The following is a 22,952-nucleotide window of genomic DNA, read 5'->3' as shown; positions in this document are numbered from 1 at the left end:
TTGTCTGCCCATGTATAACCTGGCCCGCCAGCTGCTGTTCAAACTGTCACCGGAAACTTCTCATGATCTGTCGTTGGACCTGATCGGTGCCGGCGGCCGACTTGGCGTGAACGGCAAGCTGTGCAAGCGCCCGGCCTCATTGCCGGTGAAGGTCATGGGCCTTGATTTTGCAAATCCGGTAGGTCTGGCGGCTGGCCTGGACAAGAACGGTACGGCTATTGACGGCTTCGCCCAGCTGGGTTTCGGGTTCGTCGAGATCGGCACCGTCACGCCTCGCCCGCAACCGGGCAACCCCAAACCGCGCCTGTTCCGCTTGCCAGAGGCAACTGCCATCATCAACCGCATGGGTTTCAATAACCTGGGTGTTGATCATCTGCTGGGCCGTGTTCGCGCTGCACGTTATACGGGTGTGCTGGGTATCAATATTGGCAAGAACTTCGACACCCCCGTCGAGCGTGCGGTGGACGACTACCTGATCTGCCTGGACAAGGTCTACAGCGCGGCCAGCTATGTCACGGTCAATGTCAGCTCTCCAAACACACCGGGGCTGCGCAGCCTGCAGTTCGGGGATTCGCTCAAGCAATTGCTCGATGCCTTGGCAGAGCGGCGGACGCAGCTGAGCGTGCGCCATGGCCGGCACGTTCCCTTGGCCATCAAGATTGCCCCTGACATGAGCGATGAAGAAACGGCACTGGTAGCCGCTGCGCTTGTGGAGTCAGGCATGGACGCGGTCATCGCGACCAATACCACGCTCGGGCGTGAGGGCGTGGAGGCGCTGCCCTATGGCGGCGAAGCGGGCGGACTCTCAGGTGCGCCAGTGCGCCAGAAAAGCACGCGTATCGTCCAGGTATTGGCTGGTGAAATGGGCGGCAAGCTGCCGATCATCGCAGCTGGGGGCATCACGGAAGGAAAGCATGCGGCAGAAAAAATCGCCGCAGGTGCGAGCCTAGTGCAGATTTACTCAGGCTTCATCTATAAAGGGCCGGCACTCATTCGTGAAGCCGTGGACGCCATCGCCGCCATGCCCAAGCGGTAAGCCCGCCAATAAAAAAGGGCCCCTTTAAGGGGCCCCTGGGCCTCAGCCCGACGCCCTGGTGGGGCGTGCCTGGTAAATCGGGTAAATGTCCTCTATCAGCCTACGGCGTGATTTTCGTTGAGCCTGTGGATACCGGCGGTGCCAGTCATACCGTCCCAGTTGTCACCGCGGCCCTCCCGCCAGCCATTGATCCAGGCTTGACGAACAGATGGCAGGGTAAAGGGGCAAAGCTCCCGGGATTTGCCGGTGACTCCATATTGGTAGCCACGTGAAAATGCTCTTTCCAACGGATCACGCTTAAGTCTTCTCATAGGGTGTTGCCCTCACTTGTTGACTGTAATGTCCCGTCGGCCTCCTGGAGGCCGGGCAGAATCGTTCTGCCGGTGTGGGCTCGCTGCCGGCGTCGCGAGCCTGAAGTGCCGCTTCGTTGCGATGCGACCTGTGCTCAGTTCTAACCAATGCGGGTGACGGTGGGAATGATCGATTTGTCATAAGCACGTAACCTTTCCAAGGGTCAGGGGATAAGTAAATAAATGCGACTCATCCTTATTCCCGCTGTAAGCCTGCAGAATCAAGGGTTCGTCGAAGTTTGACGCCATTTTGCCATCGCCCTTGCGATGCGTTTGAAATAGCTCGAAATGCGACGAAGGGTCACATCGGCCCCGTCTTCGCAAGAATTTTATGTACTGCTCGATGATCTAAGCTGTCTGTGCCGTCGGGCAGAGATGGGTAAGTCGGGCGGCCCGGTCATCGCGCCTCCGCAAGGGGCAGATGGCCACTTGCACACCTGTTGAAAAGGCGTGCAGGTAAACAGGGCGTTGCGATGCGTCGCAGCGCCAGTCTAATAGCCCTAATGTGCTGGATAACTCATGTCGGACCGTTTCGAACTCTACCTCACTTGTCCCAAAGGCCTTGAAAGCCTGCTTGCAGAAGAGGCCCGCAGCCTGGGTCTGGACGAGGTCCGTGAACACACCTCGGCCATCCGCGGGGCTGCCGACATGGAGACCGCCTACCGCTTGTGCCTGTGGTCTCGGTTGGCAAACCGCGTATTGCTGGTACTCAAGCGTTTTTCCATGAAAAACGCCGACGACCTGTATGACGGTGTCAACGCCGTGGAGTGGGCTGATCACCTGGCCGCCGATGGTACCCTGGCAGTTGAGTTCAGCGGTCATGGGTCGGGAATCGACAATACCCATTTCGGCGCCCTCAAGGTCAAGGATGCCATTGTCGACAAACTGCGCAACCGTGACGGGCTACGCCCGTCGGTGGAGAAGATCGACCCGGATGTGCGCGTCCACCTGCGCCTTGACCGGGGCGAAGCGATCCTGTCGCTGGACCTTTCCGGCCATAGTCTGCATCAGCGGGGTTATCGCCTGCAGCAAGGTGCAGCACCGCTCAAGGAAAACCTAGCCGCCGCGGTGTTGATTCGCTCCGGCTGGCCACGCATCGCGGCCCAGGGCGGCGCACTGGCCGACCCCATGTGTGGTGTCGGCACCTTCCTGGTCGAGGCGGCCATGATCGCCGCGGACATCGCTCCCAACCTCAAGCGTGAGCGTTGGGGGTTCACGGCGTGGCTGGGCCATGTGCCCGCGCTCTGGCGCAAGGTGCATGAACAGGCGCAGGCGCGCGCCGAGGCTGGCCTGGCCAAACCTGCATTGTGGATCCGCGGCTATGAAGCCGATCCGCGCTTGATCCAGCCAGGGCGCAACAACGTCGAGCGTGCAGGCCTGAGCGATTGGGTGAAGATCTATCAAGGCGAAGTGAGCACATTCGAGCCGCGTCCGGACCAGAACCAGAAAGGCTTGGTCATCAGCAACCCACCCTACGGGGAGCGTCTGGGTGACGAAGCCAGCCTGCTTTACCTTTACCAGAACCTTGGCGAACGCCTGCGTCAGGCATGCATGGGTTGGGAAGCTGCCGTCTTTACCGGCGCTGCGCAGCTGGGCAAGCGCATGGGCCTGCGTAGCCACAAGCAGTACGCATTCTGGAACGGTGCACTGCCCTGCAAACTGCTGTTGTTCAAGGTCCAGCCGGACCAGTTCGTCACCGGCGAGCGCCGGACCGAACAGCCGCAAGCCCCGCAAGCACACGAGCCGGCGCCATTGGCCAGCGAGCCTGCACGCCTGTCCGAGGGTGCGCAGATGTTCGCTAACCGCCTGCAGAAAAACCTTCGGCAACTGGGCAAATGGGCTCGCCGCGAACAGGTCAGCTGTTACCGTCTGTACGATGCGGATATGCCCGAATACGCCCTGGCTGTAGACGTGTATCAGGACTGGGTGCACGTGCAGGAATACGCGGCACCGCGTTCGATCGACCCCGACAAGGCACAGGGTCGTCTGCTCGACGCGCTGGCAGCCATCCCCCAGGCCCTTGGTATTTCGCCACAACGCGTAGTGCTCAAGCGCCGGGAGCGTCAAAGCGGAACCCGCCAGTACGAGCGCCAGGGCACGGAAGGTCGTTTTCAGGAAGTGTCGGAAGCTGGGGTCAAGCTGCTGGTCAATCTTACCGACTACCTTGATACCGGCCTGTTTCTGGACCATCGGCCGATGCGCGTACGCATTCAGCGTGAGGCGGCCGGCAAGCGTTTCCTGAACTTGTTCTGCTATACCGCGACGGCGACTGTACATGCCGCCAAAGGCGGGGCGCGCAGCACCACTAGCGTCGACCTGTCGAAAACCTATCTGGACTGGGCGCGGCGCAACTTGGCGCTCAACGGCTTTTCAGAGCGCAATCGTCTGGAGCAGGGCGATGTCATGGCGTGGTTGGAGGCCGAACGTGAAAGCTACGACCTGATCTTCATCGACCCGCCCACGTTCTCCAACTCCAAGCGCATGGAAGGTGTGTTCGACGTCCAGCGCGACCACGTTCAGTTGCTGGACTTGGCGATGGCGCGTCTGGCCCCAGGTGGCGTGCTGTATTTTTCCAACAACTTCCGCAAGTTCCAGCTCGACGAGCACCTGTCTGCTCGTTACGCCGTGGAAGAAATCACCGCCCAGACGCTTGACCCGGACTTCGCCCGCAACAACCGCATCCACCGTGCCTGGAAGCTGCAGTTGCGTTGATGCGCCGTTGCCTGTGCCCTTGCAGGGCACAGGCCATGCAGGTCACTTGGCGGCTGTACTGGCGCCTGCGCTGGGCTGGCGGTAGAGGTCCAGCAGCACCTGGTCAAGCACTTGAGAGGCGCCCCACGGTTTGGGGTCGTTGAGGATAGCAGCCACTGCCCAAGTATGGCCGTTGCTGTCACGGCTGAAACCAGCGATTGCGCGTACGGTGTTGAGCGTACCGGTCTTGATGTGGCCCTCACCGGTCATGGCGGTACGCTTGAGCCGTTTGCGCATGGTGCCATCCATACCCACCAGCGGCAGCGAGCTCATGAACTCGGCAGCGTAAGGGCTTTTCCAGGCCGCTTGCAGCATGGCTGCCATCTCACGAGTGCTCACGCGCTCGGCCCGGGATAGGCCTGAGCCGTTTTCCATCACCAGATGCGGTGCAGTGATGCCTTTCTTGGCCAGCCACTGGCGTACGACACGCTGCGCGGCACGGGCGTCATCGCCATCGGCATCGGTCCGGAACTGGGCACCCAGGCTCAGGAACAGCTGCTGAGCCATGGTGTTGTTGCTGTACTTGTTGATGTCACGGATGATTTCGACCAAGTCCGGTGAGAATGCACGCGCAAGCAACCGGGCGCTTTTGGGCACGTTTTCGATGCGATCGGCACCTTGGATGGTACCCCCCAGCTCGCTCCAGATGGCACGTACCGCACCGGCGGCATAGGTCGGGTGATCGAGCAGCGAGAGGTAGGTCTGGGAGTTGCAGCCATCGCCCAGTTGACCACTGACCGTCACGGTGATGCCGTCCGGCTGTGGCACGGGGTTGTAGCGTACGTCGCCGGCGCAGTTCTTGCTGTTGATAGCCTTGACCTGATTGTCTATGCGAATGCTGGCAATCGGTGGCTCCACGGCAACGCTGACCCTGCCGCCATCGTTGCGCGCCACGAAGCGCAAGGCCTTGAGATTGACCAGCAATGCGTCAGGCTTCACCAGGAACGGCTTGTTCTGATCACCCCCGTCGTCATTGAATTGCGGAAGATTGGGCTGCACGAAATGGCTGCGGTCGAGCACCAGGTCACCTGTAATGGTGCGCACACCGTTGGCGCGCAGGTCACGCATCAGCAACCACAGCTTTTCCATGTTCAGCTTCGGATCGCCTCCACCTTTGAGATAGAGGTTGCCGTTGAGTACACCGTTGCTGAGCGTGCCGTCGGTGAAGAACTCGGTTTTCCACTGGTAGGTCGGCCCCAGCAGCTCCAGGGCAGCATAGGTGGTGACCAACTTCATGGTCGAGGCAGGGTTCACGGACACGTCGGCGTTGAACACCGTGGCTGTGCCGGGGCCATCCAAGGGCAGCATCACCAATGACAATGCCGTGTCTTGTAGCTTATTGGCCTTGAGTGCCTGCTGCACCTTGGGTGGAAGGCTTGTATTGACCGCAGCGGCCTGGCTGGTCAGGGCCAAAGGCAGCAACAGGCCGGCGAGTAGGATGGGGCGGAGCGTTTTGATCATGATCAACGGATACCCTGCAAAGAGGAGAAAGGGCATTGGGGCTGTAGAGGAATGATGGCCCCAGAACGAATGCACACGCATTATGCCCCAAGCCCCCCGGGGTTGCGCCAGTTCGATGCACATGGGTTTCACATCGGACCGCTACGGTGAGTTTGTTCTGCACTGCGGCTTGTGTGCAGATCCGAAAGTAAAAAGGCCACCCCTGGGGGTGGCCTTCTGCGAACGAACCCGACAGAGATTACTCTGCCTTGTTGATCGGCTTTTCCGGGTACCAGGCGTCGAGCAGTGGGCTGACTTCGACCTTGGTCAGTTCGCTGCGGCCTTTGAGCCAGCTTTCGACGGCAGCGCGCTGCTCTTCGGTGACCGAGCCACGCTTGACCGAGCACACCAAGCCGTAATCGTCACCGCCGACATAGTCGAGGCCGTTGGCATCCATGGCTTCGGCAAGGAACGCGTCGAGGAATGCATCGATTGCCTGGTCATCCAGATCCTCTTTGAATTCCAGGTTCAGCTCGAAGCCCAATTCCTGAAACTCGTCGACACACAGCTTTTTGCGCAGACGACGGGAGCGGTTTGTGGCCATGAAACAATCCTCTTAGGTAATAACGCCGCGCAGTCTATCAGTTAACACGTCCGGTTGCCCGCCTGCGTGCACGTGGTTGTCGACAAGTCCAGCGTCAGCGCTCGGTGCACACGGCGCATGTGCCTGGCCAGGGCTTGTCGTCGCACTCGCACTTGGGCAGGGGTGAGGTCCTCACTTTCAAGGGCGGCGCAGGCCCGCATCAGCGCTGCCGCTTCCAGCATGCGTGCTGCGCTCAGGATTTTGTGCGCTTGGGCGGCGATGGCCTGTTGATCTTGATCAGGCTTCAGGTCCATCAAGAGCGTGAAGTCTGTCTCCAGGCTTCGTTGCAGCGTCTGCAGGAATCGCAGATGATCAGCCGGGTCATGCCCAACCACCGCGTTGAGTCCATCCAGGCAATAGGGTTTGCGTCGGTTCTTTTTTCGGCGCTGCATGTTCACTGCTGCAAGGTGCTGACTTAGGGTGCTGAGGCTGATGGGTTTGAGCAGGCAATCGTCCATGCCCGAGTCAAGGCATTTGCGCCGTACCTCGGGTTGTGCGTTGGCGGTGTAGCCCAGGATCGTGCAGCGTCTGCGTCCTGTTCGTTGCTCTTCGGCACGTACCGCAGTCGCCAATTGGTAGCCGTTCATGTGGGGCATGTTGCAATCGAGTACCAGCACATCGAAGTCGCCTGCACGCCATGCCGACAGGCCTTCGCGACCGTCCTCAGCCGTCGCGTGCTGCAGCCCGAGGTAACCGAGCTGCTGCGCCATCAGTTGCAGGTTAGCAGGGTGATCGTCGATCACCAGCACTTTGAGGTGAGGGTCGGGTGTCAGCAAGCGTTCGGCAGCTGGTACCGGTGCCGATTGCACTGCAGTGTCGGCCTGTTGCAGCGGCATCTTCACCCGGACTTGTGTGCCCAGGCCTTCCAGGCTCTTGATACTGAGGTCGGCTCCCATCATTTCGCAGAGTGTGCGGCAGATAGTAAGGCCCAACCCGGTGCCGACGCGTGCGCCCTGGCTGTGCGGGTTCGCCTGAACGAACGGATGGAATAGCCGTTCTATGTCGTCCGGGCGGATACCAATGCCGCTGTCGCGCACCTCCATGTCTAACAGCGAGCTGGCGCTGTCTTCGTTCTGTAGTAGCTTGGCGTGGATGCGTACCTGCCCGTGCTCGGTGAACTTGATGGCATTGCTCACCAGGTTGGACAGCACTTGCTTGAAACGCAAGGGGTCCAGCAGGACATGACAACGTGCCGCGGGCTCGATGATGACTTCCAGCGCCAGTCCTTTCTGCCTAGCCTGGCCTTCGAATATGCGCCCTACCGACTCGAGCAATTCAGCCAGGTCGACCACTTCAGGGACCAGCGTGAGGTGCCCTGACTCTATGCGCACGATGTCCAGGATATCGCCAATCAAGCCAAGCAGGTCCTTGGCCGAATGGTGGGCCAGCTGAAGGGCGCCGCGATCGACCTGACCCTGTTCGGCGCGCTTGACGGCGAGTTCGAGCATGCCGATGACGGCGTTCATGGGCGTGCGGATTTCATGACTGATGGTTGCCAGGAACGTGCTCTTGGCCCGGTTGGCGTCATCGGCCTGCTGCTTGGCTTGACGCAACTCGTTGACCAGCTGGCGGCGGTCGCTGATATCGATCCATCCGCCAATGATGCCCTGTACCTCGCCCAACGAATCCCGGTAGGGCAGGATCCAGTGGTAGATGGTGATTTCCCGGCCCTTGATGCGCAAGGGACGGTCCATGATCAACGGCGTACCAGCCGCCATCACCTTGGCGTAGTCGTTCTGGATTTGTCGGGTCTGTTCGCAGTCGGCAAACAGGCTGCTCTCCAGTTGCTTGCCCAGGACCTCCTCGGCGCTGGCCTGGACCGCTTCGAGGTAGCTGTAGTTGCAGCTTTGCAGGCAGCCTTCGCGATCACGGACGTACATCGGGTGTGGCGTACCGTTGAGCAATGCGCGCATGAATGCCACCTGATCGTTCAGGGCGCGCTCTGCTTGCTGGCGTTGACGGATCTGCAAACGCAGGCGGGCATTCCATAATAGGGCCAGCAACAGCAATACCGCCGCACCCAGGGCTACCAATACCGTCAAGCGGCGCACCCCCTCGCCCTTGGCATCTTCGAACAGGGTGAAGCCTCGCCAGCGGTTGTTGATTACCCCCAGCTCTTCAGGTGAAATGCTCGAAAGTGCCTTGTCCAGTATTGAAATGAGGGTTTTGGAGGGGGTACTGGTGGCCATTGCATAACTGGCAGGTTCGCTGCCCACTGTGGTGCGGATGATCAGGTCGGGATTGCTGGCCAAGGCATGGTTGGCGTCGATCAGTGTGGTGATGACCGCATCTACTGCTCCGCTGTTGAGCAGGGCCATGGAGTAGTACGAGCTTTCCGTTTCTATCCAGCCAATTTGCGGGTGGTAGCGCGAGAGCATGGTGTCCAGGGCGCTGTAGCGCGTGATTGCTATCCGCTTCCCACGCAGATCGTCCAGCGAAGTGGCTGCCGCGTTGTCCTTGTGATTGACCAGCACGTAGGTGCTGTCCAGATATGCCTGACTGATCTGCAGATCGTTCTGGTCGATGCCGCCGCTTGCCAGTGCAGCGATCACATCGGCGCGCCCGTCCTTGACCCGGGCAATCATGTCCGCGATGCCACTGGCCCGTTGCACCTCGAAACGCAAGCCCGTACGCAGGCTGATCAGTTCCAGCAGGTCGGCGGTGATGCCGCGGAAATAGCCCGATTTGTCGAAGTAGGACAATGGCGCCGCCGTACCGTCGACAACGACACGCATGACTGGATGACGCTGCAACCACTGCTCTTCGGTACGCGTCAGTCGAAGCTTGCGGTCGGTCAAAAGCAAATCGCTGCCTGCACTCCAGCGTTTGAATATGCTCGAACGCAGGGCGGGGGACTGACTGTCGAGCGCAGCATTGACCAGCGCGAGCAGTACCGTGTCTTGCTTGCGTAGGGCGAAGCCGAAGCCAAATGCTTCATGGTTGCCAAAGCTGGCCATACGCAGCCTTGGCAGGTGCCCGCGGTTGAGTTGATAGTGGGTGGAAATCGTGTCGCCGATGAAGACATCGGCCTGGCCGAACGCCACCGCATTCAAGGCTTCGCTGGATGATCCGAAGGCCAGGATCTTGGCATCGGGATAGACACTGAGTACTTCTTTCCTGGGCAGGTAGTGATACAGCATGCCAAGGCGCATGCCTGCCAGGCCAGTGTCCAGCGCCCGATGTTCGTCCTCTCGCGTGACCAGCACGGGTTGGTCGATGGCGTAGGCGTGCGACAGCACCACGCCTTCATAGTTGGCGTCATAGCCGTTGGCACTGCCTAGCAGATCGATGTCGCCTTGTTTGAGCGCCTGCAGCGCCGCTTGGCGGCTTGGATAGCGCAGCACGCGTACCGGCAGGTCAAGCGCCTTGCCCAGCAGGCTGGCGTACTCTGCGGTAAGGCCTTGGTAGTCGCGCCCCCCACTGCTGATGTCAAAAGGTGGATAATCCGGGGCAGAGGTGCCGACCACCAGTTCGTGGCGAGCATTCAGCCATTGCTGTTGTTCAGGGGTGATCGCAGGCATGGCGGGCCGTGCGGTGGAGCGAGCGACCAGGGACAGCTGGGACGCGCCTTGCTGCCCGGCGTTCGCCAGGTTGCCTGGCAGTGTGGCGACCAGGAGCAGGAGGGCGATAAAACGTGCCATGGAGCCCTCAGACCAGTGCGTTGCGCTTAGCCATGTCGATCAGATCGACCAGCGTGCTGGCTTCGAGTTTGTGCATGAGGCGTTTCTTGTAGGTACTGACCGTCTTGCTGCTTAGAAACATGCCTTTTGCAATCTCCTTGTTGGTTCGCCCTTGTGCGAAAAGTTGAAGAACCATCAATTCCCGATCATTGACGGTACTTAGAAGTTGCAGGTCGTTGTCAACAGGTGCATGAGTCTGCATCGCCTGGCTGGGAAAGTAGTTGTACCCAGCCAAAACCGCCTTAACCGCGCTGAGTAATTCGCTCAGGTCTTCTTGCTTGCAGACATAGCCCGCTGCCCCTGATTGCATGCAGCGCACTGCGAACAGCGCTGGCGACTGCGCGGTCAGCACCAGGATTTTCTGTGACATCGCCATCGACTGAAACCGTGCCAGTACTTCCAAGCCATCGAGCTTGGGAATGCTGATATCCAGGATGATCAGGTCTGGATTGGTTTCGCGAATCATCTGCATGGCATCCACGCCGTTGTCCGATTCGCCAGCGATTTTGTAATTCTGATTTTCCAGAAGCATGCGCACTGCCAGCCGGATTACCGGATGGTCGTCGACGATGAATATGGAGTACATGTTCTACTTCCCTGCTATCAATGAGGGTGACAGTTGGCACCTTAACCCAGTTGAAAGCGGCAAGTAATGCGGGGGCGGCTCAATAACCGTATATAGGAAATGGCCTACAAATTTAACAAAAACTACTTACGTACGGTTGCATCAACAAGCAAAGTCAAACCTTGTTTGTTAGCTGATGTTTATGGTTTGAACTTGGCATCCAAGGTTGGTTGAATTGGATGTAAGTCTTTCCTGATTCACCCGTTTGAAAGCGCAGGCCGACAGATTTTCTGCGCATCTTCATGCAGAGCCGGAACGCCCTGTCATCTCCCGTGCCATTTCGCTGGCGTAGCTGTCGGTCATACCGGCTATGAAATCGATCATGCGCAGGAAAGCCTGATAAAGCGAACCATGGGGGTCGGGGGCATTGTTGCCTAGCAGGTCCAATACCCTACGGCTCTTGAACGAGGGAGTGCGCCCCCCATGTTGCTCCAGTGCGGCGCCACAGAAGGTGTTCAACAGGATTTCCAGCGTGGTGTAGGCACCGATTTCGTGAAGCGTCTTGCGCTTGTCCTGAAAAATCTTGTTTCGCGCCATCGCCTTGGCGTGCAGTACGCAACGTTTAGCGGGGCCGTGCATGTGCTCGACAAGATCACCGGTCAAATGGCCGGCGAGCAGTGCATCCTGCTGTTCCACGAAGGCCTGCGCCGCCGCATTGGTCAGGTGTTCGATAGCCTTGCCGCGCAGGATCGCCAACTTGCGGCGCCTCGAGTCACTTGGACCTAGCTGCCTGTAGGTTTCCGGCAGGTCGCTGCCTACCAGATCGAGTAACAGCGCTTCAACTTCAGCGTACTGCAGAAGCTCCATTTCCAGGCCATCTTCCAGGTCGATCAGGCCATAGCAGATGTCATCGGCAGCCTCCATCAAATACACCAGGGGATGCCGTGCCCAGCGCTGATCGTCTACTTGGGGCAGGCCCAGGCGACCTGCAATCTGTTCCAACAGCGGCAATTCGCTCTGGTAACTCCCGAACTTATGTTTTTTGTAGCCCAGGGCATCGGCATGACGCGCGCTCCAGGGGTACTTGAGATAGGTTCCGAGGGTGGCATAGGTCAAGCGGGTGCCCCCATCGAACTGGTGGTACTCCAGCTGCGTCAGTACCCGAAAGCCTTGGGCATTGCCTTCGAAATTGAGGAAGTCGGCACGTTCATCATCGCGCATGTCGTCCAGCCAACCACGATTGGCGGCCTGCTGAAACCAATGACGGATGGCATCTTCACCGGAGTGTCCGAAGGGGGGGTTGCCGATGTCATGGGCAAGGCAGGCCGACTGCACCACCATGCCCAAGTCACTCGGATCACACCAGTCGGGCAGGCTTGTACGTAGCGTTTCCCCAACGCGCATGCCAAGGGACCGGCCTACGCAACTCACCTCCAGCGAATGGGTCAGGCGCGTGTGAATGTGATCGTTGCTGGTGACAGGATGAACTTGCGTCTTGCGCCCCAGGCGACGAAATGCGCCGGAGAAAATGATGCGGTCATGGTCTTTGTGAAACGGGCTGCGTCCCAATTCTTCAGCACTGTACTGAGCTTTGCCCAGGCGTTCGCGGGTGAGCAGGGTATGCCAATCCAAGGCGCAGTCTCCAGAAGGGGTTGCAGCGAAGCATACGCCGTGTCAGTGGTTCTTGTCCGCGAACAACCACTGACGCGGCGTGAGGTGGGGATCACCGGCGACGACGGTTGCTCTGCATGAAGAGCTTGACCAAGGGAATCAGGCTGGCACCTAGGCGGACAAGGCGGGGAAGACCACCACTTCGAACGCCCTTGCCTGTCAAAAAGCCCATGGCCACTACCGCCCCTATGCCCCACAAGGGTGCATGCTTGATGCCAAGCCCGGCATGGAGCGAGCTTCCCATGCCGCGTATGCGCCGCACAGGTTCGAGCAATTGGCCGGTTTCATGGCGGATTTCCTGGCGGTGCATTTCCATGCGCAGGCGCAGCAGCGCTTTGCGCAGTTCACGCGGATTACGTGTATTGGGCAAGTCAGGCAGGTTCATGGCAGAAGGCGCTCCCGATCTTTGGCCAGTTCCTCAAGCGTGGAGTGGAAGGGCGAGGACTCGTCGAACACCGCGCTTTTCAGGCGCAGGCCACAGTACAGCGCTGCCAGTCCATAGAACACGCACAGACCAATTATGCCGGCCAGGCGATAACTGTCCCAGAGCAGAACAAGCACCAAGCCGGAAAGCGCTGTCAACAGCAGCAGCGCAAAAACCAGCGCCAGGCCTGCGAACAGCAACAGGCGCAGGGTTCGTCCTTTCTGCTCCTGCAGTTCGATGCCGAACAGTTCTATATGGCTGTGCAGCAGCCCAAGAACAGCTGCACCGAGCCGCTTGCCGGTGGCACCGGTGCCGATGGCGTCATTGTCCATGAAAACCCCTTAACGACGGTTCGCCAGCAGGCCGATTAACAGGCCAACGCCGGCGGCGATACCAATGGCATGCCAGGGTTTTTCCTGGACATACTGCTCGGCGCTGCCCAGTGCCTCCTGGCTGCGTTCGCGCAATGATTCCTGGGTGACTTCCAGCGCCTCGCGTGCTTGCGCCAGGCGCTCGTGCATCTGTTCGCGCAGCACTTGCGCCTGGTCACCTGCCAGGTTGGCGGTATCGGCCAGCAGCTTCTCCGTGTCGCGGACCAGTGCCTGGAAGTCAGCCATCAGTACATCTTGTGCATGCTTTGCCGAATTGCTGGCCATGTGTCTCTCCCTGTCGGTTGATGTTGGTACTTCGAGTGACGTGGCTACTGGAAGGTTCAAGTCAGCACACTGGTACAGGCTTTGCTTGGTTTATGCATCGTTGCAGGGCGCCCTCTCAACGCGCTGCGCTGCTTCGGGGCGCGTGCCACCCGCCACGCCTAAACATTAACCCAAATTGCCCAGACTGCCAGATTGGGCTCCCGTCCATTCGTGGCAAGTGCCCATAACCGCCTTGCCAGGCACCGAAGCGGTGCAGGAAGGGGGTCGATTGAGCATTGTTGGTGCCGCCGACAGGTGCTGCTGCTTCATGGATATGACTTCAAGCGCGATTCAGTCTCAGGTAAACGGTTCAAATACGTTGTTCATCCTGGTAGGCGCCATTCTGGTGCTCGCCATGCATGCCGGCTTCGCGTTTCTTGAGGTTGGCACCGTACGCTACAAAAATCAGGTCAACGCCCTGTCCAAGATTTTGAGCGATTTCGCCGTGTCGGCGATCGCCTATTTCTTCGTCGGCTATTGGGTGGCCTACGGGGTTGCGTTTTTCCAGCCTGCCGCAACCCTGGCGGCCGATAATGGCTACGCCTTGGTCAAGTGCTTTTTCCTCCTGACGTTCGCAGCTGCCATACCGGCGATCATCTCTGGCGGGATTGCGGAGCGAGCGCGCTTTGCACCCCAACTGTGCGCCACGGCATTGATCGTGGCACTGGTGTATCCCTTTTTCGAGGGGATAGTGTGGAATGGCAACTTTGGCGTCCAAGCGTGGTTACAGGTGCATGTCGGTGCGCCGTTCCATGATTTTGCTGGCTCGGTGGTGGTACATGCCATGGGCGGCTGGCTGGCGCTGGCTGCGGTTGTGCTACTGGGCCCCAGACGCGGGCGCTACCGTGAAGGGCGATTGGTCGCGTTCGCGCCCTCGAGCATCCCGTTTCTGGCCTTGGGCTCTTGGATACTGATCATCGGCTGGTTCGGCTTCAATGTGATGAGTGCGCAAACCTTGCAGGGCGTCAGCGGCCTGGTCGCTATAAATTCATTAATGGCCATGGTTGGCGGCACGCTGGCCGCGCTGCTGGTGGGTCGCAACGACCCAGGGTTCCTGCACAACGGCCCGCTGGCAGGGCTGGTCGCCATTTGCGCAAGCTCCGACATCATGCATCCCGTGGGCGCGCTGGCTACGGGCCTGGTGGCCGGAGTTCTGTTCGTGTGGGCATTCACCGCCGCGCAGAACCGTTGGAAGATCGATGATGTTCTGGGTGTGTGGCCCCTACATGGGTTGTGTGGGGTATGGGGCGGAGTCGCCTGCGGTATTTTTGGGCAGGTCTGGATGGGGGGGCTGGGTGGGGTCAGCGTTTACAGCCAACTGCTGGGAAGCCTGGCCGGTGCAGCCATGGCGCTGCTGGGTGGCCTGGCCGTCTATGGCGTGATCCGCAAGGTACTTGGCTTGCGGCTCAGTCACGAACAAGAGTTTGAGGGGGCAGATTTGTCCTTGCACCGGATAGGCGCTACGAGCCAGGACTGATACTCAAAAGATGCAGACGTCAGTAGGGCGGCATAGAATAACGGCCTGTGCAACTGAGTGAGGATATGTGCCATGTTGCCTGAATGCCAGCTGTTCGGCACCTTGGGTTGTCATTTGTGCGAGGTGGCTGAGGCCATACTGATGCCTTTTGTCGATCATGGATTGCTCGTCGAACTGGTCGACATTGCCGAAAGCGATGCGCTGTTCGAGCATTATGGCCTTGCAATCCCCGTGCTGAGACGTCGCGACAATGCGGCGGAATTGCTTTGGCCTTTCGATGCCGAACAAGTAGCGGCCTTTTTGAGGCACCCAAACCCCTAGTGGAGATTTGACCCTGCTCCACTGCAGAAACATCAATACGATGATCCGATTCAGGCACTGGGCGCAGCCTGAGTGTCGACTCCGCCTTCTGTTATCGGATCTGAACGTCATGTTGCTCACCCCACATTTCACCCTCAACGAAATGACCGTCTCCCAGGTCGCGGCCCGGAACAGTGTTGATAACACGCCTTCCCAGCCGGTCATCGACAATCTTCGTCTGCTGTGCGAAACCCTTGAACAGGTGCGTGCCCTCTGGAACGCGCCGATCATCATCAGCAGTGGATACCGCAGCGAGCAAGTTAACCGGTTGCTCGGCGGCGCCTCCAACAGCCAGCACATGCAGGGGCTCGCCGCTGACTTCACGGTCGTCGAGCGTTCTCCCAGGGACACGGTGCACCGCATCAGCACAAGCCCGATCGCGTTCGATCAGCTCATACTGGAATACGACCGCTGGGTGCACCTGTCTGTAACCCCTGGCATTCCACGCCGACAGGTGCTCACCCTGCGCAAGGGAGGCGGTTACCTCGCGGGTCTGGTATGAGACGGATTGACGGCAACGGAAGGATGTTCGTATGCTGTACATAAATACAGTATCAGGGTGAGCCCATGCTCAACGTCGAGCAATTGAAGTACAGCGTCAATCGGATGCCCATCGACAGGGTGGCCGACGCTGTCCTGGAGCTGCGGCTTGAAGGCCTGGTCACCGACGACCGTACGCCTTTCGGCAAGGTGCATTTCAACACCTGCTTTGCCGAGGTCGAGGCGCTGTTCCAGCGGGCTGGCTACCACCGTGGGCTGGATGTGGTGGGTTATGAAGGGCTGGTGTATGCGCTGTACGACCCCAGCCGCTGGGAGCCCGTCCAGGTGCTGCGCTGGCTCAAGGCGCGCAGCGAGTCGCTGGCCCAGGCTGGCTGATCGGCGGGGCTTGAAGGATAATACGCCGCCAAGCCAGGTTCCGAGCCCGACGATGACGCCATTCGACCCCGCCCGACTGCAAGCCAGCACGGTATGTCTGCCTCCTGGTCCATGGGCTACGGTGCTCGATTGCTTGTGCGATCACTTCAAGGCCATTGACCGTAGCCAGTGGGTGGACCGTTTTGCTCGGGGACGGGTGCTGGGCGCAGACGGCCAGGCTATTTCGGCCGGTCATCCCTACAAGCGCGGTCTGCGTCTGCACTATTTTCGCGAAGTGCCGAACGAGCGAGTGATTCCCGTGCAGGAAGCGATATTGCATGTGGACGAACACCTGGTGGTAGCTGACAAACCCCATTTTCTGCCGGTCACCCCAGGGGGTGCGTACGTGGAGCAGACCTTGCTGCGCCGTCTCATCCATCGGCTGGACAATCCGCACCTGGTGCCCCTGCACCGCATCGATCGGCACACGGCGGGGCTGGTGCTGTTCTCGGCCAACCCTGAGTCACGCAGCACTTACCAGCGCTTGTTTCCAGAGCGGCGGATCGAAAAACGCTATCAGGCCATTGCCGCAGCGCTTGGGCAGCATACCTTCCCACTGGTGCACCGCAGCCGCCTAGAACACGGGGAGCCGTTCTTTCGCATGCATGAGGTGCAAGGGCCGGCCAACAGTGAGACGCACGCCCGCGTATTGGAAAAGAACGAGGAGCAGTGGCGGTATGAGCTCTCGCCTGTCACGGGCAAGACGCATCAGCTGCGGGTGCACATGGCTGCTTTAGGAGCAGGCATCAGCAACGACCCGTTCTACCCAGCATTGCTTGATGTAGAGGATGACTATCAACGGCCGCTGAAGTTGCTGGCGCAAAGCCTGAGTTTCGATGATCCGTTGACCGGGCAGGCCCGTCGTTTCGAAACCCGTCTGCGGCTTGACTGGTAACGTTGGTCATGCAAAGGGTCGACGATGCCGACCCTCGCGAGTTATCCGATCTAGCGGTTAAAGCGCTCCACCAGTGAATATTGGCTACCGGCCGTGCTGTTGAGGGCCTCACTCAGCACTGCCGAGTGCTGTGCCTGCTCGGCAGTTTGGTCGGCCAGGTCGGCAATGGTGCTGATGTTACGGCTGATCTCGTCGGCCACCGCAGTCTGTTCCTCGGTCGCAGCGGCAATTTGCGTGGCCATGTCGGTGATGTTCGCCACGGCTTCACTGATGCCCACTAGCGCCTCGTCAGCCTGCATGACCCGATCAACACCTTCCTGGGCCTGGCGGTGCCCACTTTCCATGGTCGTCACGGCGTTGCTGGCAGTTTGCTGGAGCTTGGCGATCAGGCCGTGAATCTGCCCGGTCGATTCAGCCGTGCGCTGGGCCAGCTGCCGCACTTCGTCGGCAACCACGGCGAAGCCCCGGCCCATTTCGCCTGCCCGTGCCGCTTCGATGGCGGCGTTCAACGCCAGCAAGTTGGTCTGGTCGGCAATGCCCTTGATGACATCGACCACACCGCCGATCTCGTCGCTGTCCTTGGCCAATTGCGTCACGGTCTGCCCAGTTTCTCCAACTGCGGCTGACAAGCGTTCGATGGCTGCCCGGGTTTCACCGGCAATTTGACGGCCCTGGCCTGTCAAGCGATTGGCCTGCTGGGTCGCATCGGCGGTGCGTTGTACATGGTTGGCCACCTCCTGGGTGGTGGCGGCCATCTGGTTCACTGCGGCAGCGACCTGTTCGGTTTCCACACGCTGGCGCTCTAGGCCTGATGAACTCATATGCGCCAGCTCGTCTGACTGCCGCGCCTGATCGCTCAGGTGCTCGGCGCTGTCCTGCAACCGTGTCAGGCAGGTCTTCATCCGAGCATCCTGGCTGAGCATGGCCATTTCCAGGCGCGCCTGCACGCCACGGCTGTCGGTATACATCTGCGCAATCAGTGGATCGGACGTGGTCTGTTCGGCCAGGCGCAACAAGCGCTTGAGCCCACGTTGTTGCCAGGTCAGGCCGAGCAGGCCCAGGGGGACCGACAACGCTGCCGCCAAGGCAAAACCCCATGAGTGTCCGAGCCAGTTGCCGATGAGGAAGCCTATCTGGCTGATCAGGATGAATGGCAACCAGTCCTGCAACACGGGTAACCAACGATCACGGCGCGGCACAGCAGGCTTGCCTTGGTTGATACGCTGGTACAGGGCCTCGGCCCGGCGAATTTGCTCAGCAGTGGGCTTGACGCGCACCGACTCGAAGCCGACGACCTGATTGTTGTCGAAAATCGGTGTGACGTACGCATTGACCCAGTAGTGGTCACCCGACTTGCAACGGTTTTTGACGATGCCCATCCAGGGCAGCCCCTGCTTGAGGGTCTGCCACATGTGAGCAAACACGGCAGGCGGCACATCAGGATGACGCACCAGGTTGTGCGCTGCGCCCATCAATTCATCGCGGGTGAAGCCACTGATTTCGATGAAGGCATCGTTGCAGTAAGTGATCACGCCTTTGGCATTGGTGGTGGAAATCAACCGCTGCTTGGCAGGGAAAGTCCGTTCTCTCTGGGTAATGGGCTGGTTGTTGCGCATGGCTAGGATGTCCGCAGGGCTTTGGACTGGTATCGGCACGGTGCGCGCTTTATTGAGGGAATATTTCCAGGAATTGACCCATGGCAGTGCATGGCAGATACGGGTGGGCTACTGGCATTTCGCGGTCGGTTCCCACTGCGATTTTCATAGGTACTTTGGTGGAGGGGAGGCTAGCAAGGGCAGATTGGAAGAAGGAGGGTGCCAGCCTGCGCACAGACTGGCACCCGCGCGCGGCCTACGCGGCGATCAACTGACGCAGCACGTAGTGCAGGATTCCACCCGCCTTGAAGTACTCCACTTCATTGAGGGTGTCGATCCGGCAGAGCACGTCGATCTGCTCCTTCGTGCCGTCTTCGCGGAGGATGGTCAGTGCCAGGCTCATGCCCGGCACAATGGCAGCCCCCTCCAGGCCAGTGATATCGATCTGCTCTCTACCCGTCAGGCCGAGTTGTTTACGGTCCTGGCCTGCCTTGAACTGCAACGGCAGCACGCCCATGCCAACCAGATTGGAGCGGTGAATACGCTCGAAGCTTTCGGCCAGCACTGCCTTCACGCCAAGTAAATTCGTGCCCTTGGCAGCCCAGTCGCGGCTGGAGCCTGTGCCGTATTCCTGGCCGGCGATCACCACCAGGGGCGTGCCTTGCTGCTGGTAGCGCATGGCGGCGTCGTAGATCGAGAGTTTCTCGCCGCTTGGCACATGCACGGTATTGCCGCCTTCTTCGCCTGCAAGCATCTCGTTGCGGATGCGAATATTGGCGAACGTACCGCGCATCATGACTTCATGGTTGCCGCGCCGTGACCCGTAGGAATTGAAATCACGAGGCTCCACACCCTTCTCGCGCAGATAGCGACCCGCAGGGCTATCGGCCTTGATATTGCCGGCCGGAGAGATATGGTCCGTTGTGACCGAGTCGCCCAGCAACGCCAGGATGCGGGCGTTGTGGATATCGGTGATCCGAGGCGCCGGTCCTTCGATACCTTCGAAGAAAGGGGGGTGCTGAATATAGGTCGAGTCTTCTTGCCATACATACGTGGCAGCCTCTGGCACTTCGATAGCCTGCCACTGCTCGTCGCCCGCGAACACTTCGGCATATTCCTTGTGGAACATGGCCGTGCTTACCTTGGCCACAGCCTCGGCGACTTCTTGCTGGCTAGGCCATATGTCCTTCAGATAGACCGGCTGCCCGTGCTTGTCGGTGCCCAATGGATCCTGGGTCAGGTCGACTTTCACGCTACCAGCCAGTGCATAAGCCACGACCAGAGGCGGTGAGGCGAGCCAGTTGGTCTTGACCAGTGGATGCACGCGTCCTTCGAAGTTACGGTTGCCGGACAACACCGAGGCGACGGTCAGGTCGGCGCTGCTGATGGCGTTTTCGATAGGCTCGTCCAAGGGGCCTGAGTTGCCGATACAGGTGGTGCAGCCATAACCGACGAGATCAAACCCGAGCTCGTCGAGGTAGGGCGTGAGACCCGCCGCCTCGAAGTATTCGGTGACCACCTTGGACCCCGGTGCCAGCGAGCTTTTCACCCATGGCTTGCGCTGCAAACCTTTCTCGAGGGCTTTCTTGGCCACAAGGCCGGCCGCCATCATCACACTGGGGTTGGAGGTGTTGGTGCAGGAGGTGATAGCCGCAATGACCACGGCGCCGTCGCGCAGGGTGTGGGTCTGGCCTTGGTGACTGTAGTCGGCTTCGCCCGCCTGATCGGCATTGCCCACGGCAACGCCACCCCCGCCCTCGCTCTCAAGCCTGCCGACTTCCTTGGCGGCAGGTTTGGGTTGCAGCTCGACGAACTGTTCGAACGCCTGCTTGACCTGGGCTAGGGCAACCCGGTCTTGCGGACGTTTGGGGCCGGCCAGGCTGGACTCAACCTCATTCATGTCCAGCGCCAGCGTGTCGCTGAAGATGGGCTCCTGCCCAGGCAGGCGCCACAACCCCTGAGCCTTGCAGTAGGCCTCGACCAGTTGCACGGTTGCTTCAGGTCGACCCGACAGGCGCAGGTAATCCAGCGTCACTTGATCGACGGGGAAGAAGCCACAGGTTGCGCCGTACTCCGGAGCCATGTTGGCAATGGTGGCGCGGTCAGCCAAGGGCAGTTCGGCCAGACCGTCGCCATAGAACTCCACGAACTTACCTACCACGCCTTTCTTGCGCAGCATCTGGGTGACCGTCAGCACAAGATCGGTGGCTGTGATGCCTTCGCGCAGCTTGCCCGTGAGCTTGAAGCCGATGACCTGTGGGATCAGCATCGACACAGGCTGGCCAAGCATGGCGGCCTCCGCTTCGATGCCCCCCACGCCCCAGCCCAGCACGCCCAGCCCGTTGATCATGGTGGTGTGGGAGTCGGTGCCGACCAGCGTGTCCGGGAAGGCATAGGTGCGGCCGTCGGCTTCGCGGGTCCACACGGTACGCCCCAGGTATTCGAGGTTCACCTGGTGGCAGATGCCAGTGCCAGGCGGTACCACACGGAAGTTATCGAAGGCACTCTGGCCCCAACGCAGGAACGCATAGCGCTCGCCGTTGCGTTGCATCTCAATGTCGACGTTCTCGCCAAAGGCCTGCGGTGTCCCATATCGATCGACCATCACGGAGTGGTCGATCACCAGGTCCACAGGCGAGAGCGGGTTGATGCGCTGGGGATCGCCGCCAGCCTTGGCCATGGCCGCGCGCATGGCGGCGAGGTCCACCACGGCTGGCACGCCGGTGAAGTCTTGCATCAGTACACGCGCAGGGCGGTACTGGATTTCGCGGTCCGAGCGCTTTTCAACGAGCCACTGGGCCAGTGCCTGCAGGTCTTCGCCGGTAACGGTCTTGCCGTCCTCCCAGCGCAGCAGGTTCTCCAGCAGCACCTTGAGCGACATGGGCAATTGCTGCAGGTCCCCGAGCTGCCGAGCAGCTTTCGGAAGGCTGAAGTAGTGATAGGTCTTGTCACCGACATCGAGCGACGTGAGGGTATTCAGGCTATCGAGCGAGGGCATTGCCAACTCCTTCTGAGCCGGTGCCCCGGCAACGTCTCTAAGGGCTGCCGGTGGCACCGCTGTGTACAGGCCCGCACGGCACGGGTCCGACTGAATGGTCAGGTTAGTCCTGTTTGCCTGACCTGACCCTTTTCTGGACCAGCGGGGCATGTCCCAGGTTCCGATCTTCCTTTATCATCGCCGCCCTGCCGGCGCCTGTGTCGCGCCAGCCGTCGTGGAGTGAGAGATGGAAACCCTGTTCATGCATTGCCGGCCCGGCTTCGAGGGTGAGGTGTGCGCCGAAATCAGTGAACATGCCGCCCGCCTGGGGATTGCCGGCTATGCCAAAGGCAAGCCTGGCAGCGCCAGCGCCGAGTTCGTCTGCAGCGAGCAAGGCGGTGCCGAGCGCTTGATGCAGGCAGTGCGGTTCAACCAGCTGATTTTCCCAAGGCAGTGGGCGCGTGGCGCGTTCATCGAGTTGCCCGAGAGCGATCGTATCAGCGTGTTGTTGGCGTACCTTGCCGACCAGCCGGTGTTCGGCAGCCTGTGGCTGGAGGTGCTCGACAGCAACGAGGGCAAGGAACTGTCGACGTTCTGCCGCAAGTTCGAAGCACCATTGCGCAAGGCGTTGGAAAAGGCCGGTCGCCTGATGGATGACCCGAATCGCCCACGACTGCTGTTGACGTTCATCAGTGGCCGCCGGGTGTTCGTCGGGCAGGCTTTTGCTGACAACAGTGCCTTATGGCCGATGGGCATTCCCCGCTTGAAATTCCCCCGTGAAGCGCCCAGTCGCTCGACCTTGAAGCTGGAGGAGGCCTGGCATCAGTTCATCCCACGCGAGCAGTGGGAGCAGCGGCTGGGCGATGACATGACCGGTGTCGACCTGGGGGCCTCACCGGGTGGGTGGACGTATCAGCTGGTACGGCGGGGCATGTTGGTGACGGCCATCGACAATGGTCCGATGGCCGAGAGCTTGATGGACACGGGGCTTGTCCAGCATTTGATGGCCGATGGCTTTACCTGGCAGCCCAGGCACCCGGTGGATTGGATGGTGTGCGACATCGTCGAGAAACCGGCGCGCACCACGGCCTTGATCGAGACGTGGTTGGGGGAGGGGTTGTGCCGCGAGGCGGTGGTGAACCTGAAGCTGCCGATGAAGCAGCGGTATGCTGAGGTACGGCGGTTGCTCGATCGCATGGAGGCGACATTCAAGGCCCGGAAGGTGAGGGTGCTGATTGCGTGCAAGCAGCTGTATCACGATCGTGAAGAGGTGACGTGTCATTTGCGGCGGGTTGATTTGAAGGGGCGGTGAGGGTCTAACGAGGCCGAGCCAGGCGTGGCCTGTACTGCTTTGCGCTGAATCGGCCGCGATGCTCGAAATCAGGCCAAATCGATCCGTTGCCGTTGCCGTTGCCGTTGCCGTTGCCGTTGCCGTTGCCGTTGCTTTGGCTTTTGCTTCTAAGCGCGCGGTAGCACAG

At 60.1% G+C, this 22,952-nt stretch carries 19 protein-coding genes; 8 read left to right on the top strand and 11 right to left on the bottom strand.

The genetic code is table 11. From position 1 onward, the window contains the following. Window positions 1-10: 10 nt before the first annotated feature. Window positions 11-1,036 (top strand): quinone-dependent dihydroorotate dehydrogenase, encoded by a 1,026-nt coding sequence (locus tag ACF8E5_RS11390; RefSeq protein ID WP_058637637.1) that lies wholly within the window; start codon window positions 11-13, stop codon window positions 1,034-1,036. 95 nt (window positions 1,037-1,131) lie between these two features. Here ACF8E5_RS11390 and rmf read toward each other — a convergent pair whose 3' ends face one another. Then, window positions 1,132-1,347: a ribosome modulation factor gene (rmf, locus tag ACF8E5_RS11385; RefSeq protein WP_023533691.1), complete on the bottom strand. Its 216-nt coding sequence runs from the start codon at window positions 1,345-1,347 to the stop codon at window positions 1,132-1,134. 558 nt (window positions 1,348-1,905) lie between these two features. On the opposite strand from rmf, the gene rlmKL reads away from it, so the two are divergent. Continuing rightward, the gene (rlmKL, locus tag ACF8E5_RS11380; protein WP_196121918.1) at window positions 1,906-4,098 is read left to right on the top strand and encodes a bifunctional 23S rRNA (guanine(2069)-N(7))-methyltransferase RlmK/23S rRNA (guanine(2445)-N(2))-methyltransferase RlmL; all 2,193 of its coding nucleotides are present in this window, start codon (window positions 1,906-1,908) and stop codon (window positions 4,096-4,098) included. 42 nt (window positions 4,099-4,140) lie between these two features. Here rlmKL and dacB read toward each other — a convergent pair whose 3' ends face one another. The 8 genes from dacB to ACF8E5_RS11340 form a co-directional block, all read right to left on the bottom strand. Further along, window positions 4,141-5,598, bottom strand: coding sequence for a D-alanyl-D-alanine carboxypeptidase/D-alanyl-D-alanine-endopeptidase (gene dacB, locus ACF8E5_RS11375; RefSeq protein ID WP_058637687.1), 1,458 nt, complete (start codon window positions 5,596-5,598; stop codon window positions 4,141-4,143). A 238-nt stretch (window positions 5,599-5,836) separates the two neighbouring features. Continuing rightward, window positions 5,837-6,181 (bottom strand): YggL family protein, encoded by a 345-nt coding sequence (locus ACF8E5_RS11370; RefSeq protein ID WP_023533709.1) that lies wholly within the window; start codon window positions 6,179-6,181, stop codon window positions 5,837-5,839. A gap of 41 nt (window positions 6,182-6,222) precedes the next feature. Next, window positions 6,223-9,861, bottom strand: coding sequence for an ATP-binding protein (locus tag ACF8E5_RS11365; protein ID WP_392475292.1), 3,639 nt, complete (start codon window positions 9,859-9,861; stop codon window positions 6,223-6,225). 7 nt (window positions 9,862-9,868) lie between these two features. Further along, the gene (locus tag ACF8E5_RS11360) at window positions 9,869-10,486 is read right to left on the bottom strand and encodes a response regulator transcription factor (protein ID WP_058604528.1); all 618 of its coding nucleotides are present in this window, start codon (window positions 10,484-10,486) and stop codon (window positions 9,869-9,871) included. Window positions 10,487-10,765: 279 nt separating this feature from the next. After that, on the bottom strand, window positions 10,766-12,097 hold the full coding sequence (locus ACF8E5_RS11355) for a deoxyguanosinetriphosphate triphosphohydrolase (protein WP_196126920.1): 1,332 nt from the start codon (window positions 12,095-12,097) through the stop codon (window positions 10,766-10,768). A gap of 91 nt (window positions 12,098-12,188) precedes the next feature. Then, the gene (locus ACF8E5_RS11350) at window positions 12,189-12,521 is read right to left on the bottom strand and encodes a hypothetical protein (RefSeq protein WP_027916551.1); all 333 of its coding nucleotides are present in this window, start codon (window positions 12,519-12,521) and stop codon (window positions 12,189-12,191) included. After that, on the bottom strand, window positions 12,518-12,892 hold the full coding sequence (locus ACF8E5_RS11345; RefSeq protein WP_144966533.1) for a phage holin family protein: 375 nt from the start codon (window positions 12,890-12,892) through the stop codon (window positions 12,518-12,520). The genes ACF8E5_RS11350 and ACF8E5_RS11345 overlap by 4 nt, the downstream gene beginning before the upstream one ends. A 9-nt stretch (window positions 12,893-12,901) precedes the next feature. Continuing rightward, the gene (locus tag ACF8E5_RS11340) at window positions 12,902-13,216 is read right to left on the bottom strand and encodes a YqjD family protein (protein ID WP_078478256.1); all 315 of its coding nucleotides are present in this window, start codon (window positions 13,214-13,216) and stop codon (window positions 12,902-12,904) included. A gap of 307 nt (window positions 13,217-13,523) precedes the next feature. On the opposite strand from ACF8E5_RS11340, the gene ACF8E5_RS11335 reads away from it, so the two are divergent. The 5 genes from ACF8E5_RS11335 (at window position 13,524) to ACF8E5_RS11315 (ending at window position 16,902) form a co-directional block, all read left to right on the top strand. Continuing rightward, window positions 13,524-14,732, top strand: a complete 1,209-nt coding sequence (locus tag ACF8E5_RS11335; protein ID WP_392475291.1) for an ammonium transporter — start codon at window positions 13,524-13,526, stop codon at window positions 14,730-14,732. Window positions 14,733-14,804: 72 nt separating this feature from the next. Continuing rightward, window positions 14,805-15,053 carry a glutaredoxin family protein gene (locus ACF8E5_RS11330; RefSeq protein ID WP_078478258.1) on the top strand — a complete coding sequence of 83 codons (249 nt, stop codon included), beginning with the start codon at window positions 14,805-14,807 and terminating at the stop codon, window positions 15,051-15,053. Between the two features lie 109 nt (window positions 15,054-15,162). Then, complete coding sequence (locus ACF8E5_RS11325) at window positions 15,163-15,594, top strand: D-Ala-D-Ala carboxypeptidase family metallohydrolase (protein WP_196186676.1); 432 nt, start codon at window positions 15,163-15,165, stop codon at window positions 15,592-15,594. Window positions 15,595-15,659: 65 nt separating this feature from the next. After that, complete coding sequence (locus tag ACF8E5_RS11320) at window positions 15,660-15,968, top strand: hypothetical protein (protein ID WP_058604535.1); 309 nt, start codon at window positions 15,660-15,662, stop codon at window positions 15,966-15,968. A gap of 52 nt (window positions 15,969-16,020) precedes the next feature. Next, window positions 16,021-16,902, top strand: a complete 882-nt coding sequence (locus ACF8E5_RS11315) for a pseudouridine synthase (protein ID WP_392475290.1) — start codon at window positions 16,021-16,023, stop codon at window positions 16,900-16,902. Window positions 16,903-16,952: 50 nt separating this feature from the next. Here ACF8E5_RS11315 and ACF8E5_RS11310 read toward each other — a convergent pair whose 3' ends face one another. Together ACF8E5_RS11310 and acnA are read right to left on the bottom strand one after the other, a co-directional pair. Then, a complete protein-coding gene (locus tag ACF8E5_RS11310) occupies window positions 16,953-18,518 on the bottom strand; it encodes a PAS domain-containing methyl-accepting chemotaxis protein (RefSeq protein ID WP_058604537.1) in 1,566 nt (521 codons plus the stop codon). Window positions 18,519-18,753: 235 nt separating this feature from the next. Further along, window positions 18,754-21,495, bottom strand: coding sequence for an aconitate hydratase AcnA (gene acnA / locus ACF8E5_RS11305; protein ID WP_392475289.1), 2,742 nt, complete (start codon window positions 21,493-21,495; stop codon window positions 18,754-18,756). A gap of 226 nt (window positions 21,496-21,721) precedes the next feature. On the opposite strand from acnA, the gene rlmM reads away from it, so the two are divergent. Beyond that, window positions 21,722-22,786 carry a 23S rRNA (cytidine(2498)-2'-O)-methyltransferase RlmM gene (gene rlmM / locus ACF8E5_RS11300; RefSeq protein ID WP_197844318.1) on the top strand — a complete coding sequence of 355 codons (1,065 nt, stop codon included), beginning with the start codon at window positions 21,722-21,724 and terminating at the stop codon, window positions 22,784-22,786. Window positions 22,787-22,952: the final 166 nt, after the last annotated feature.

Origin of the sequence: Pseudomonas sp. WSY_20, assembly GCF_043104335.1 — a bacterium.
Lineage (GTDB): Bacteria > Pseudomonadota > Gammaproteobacteria > Pseudomonadales > Pseudomonadaceae > Aquipseudomonas > Aquipseudomonas parafulva_B.
Note: the sequence above shows the minus strand (reverse complement) of the source record. Positions and strands in the feature narration are given on the sequence as shown.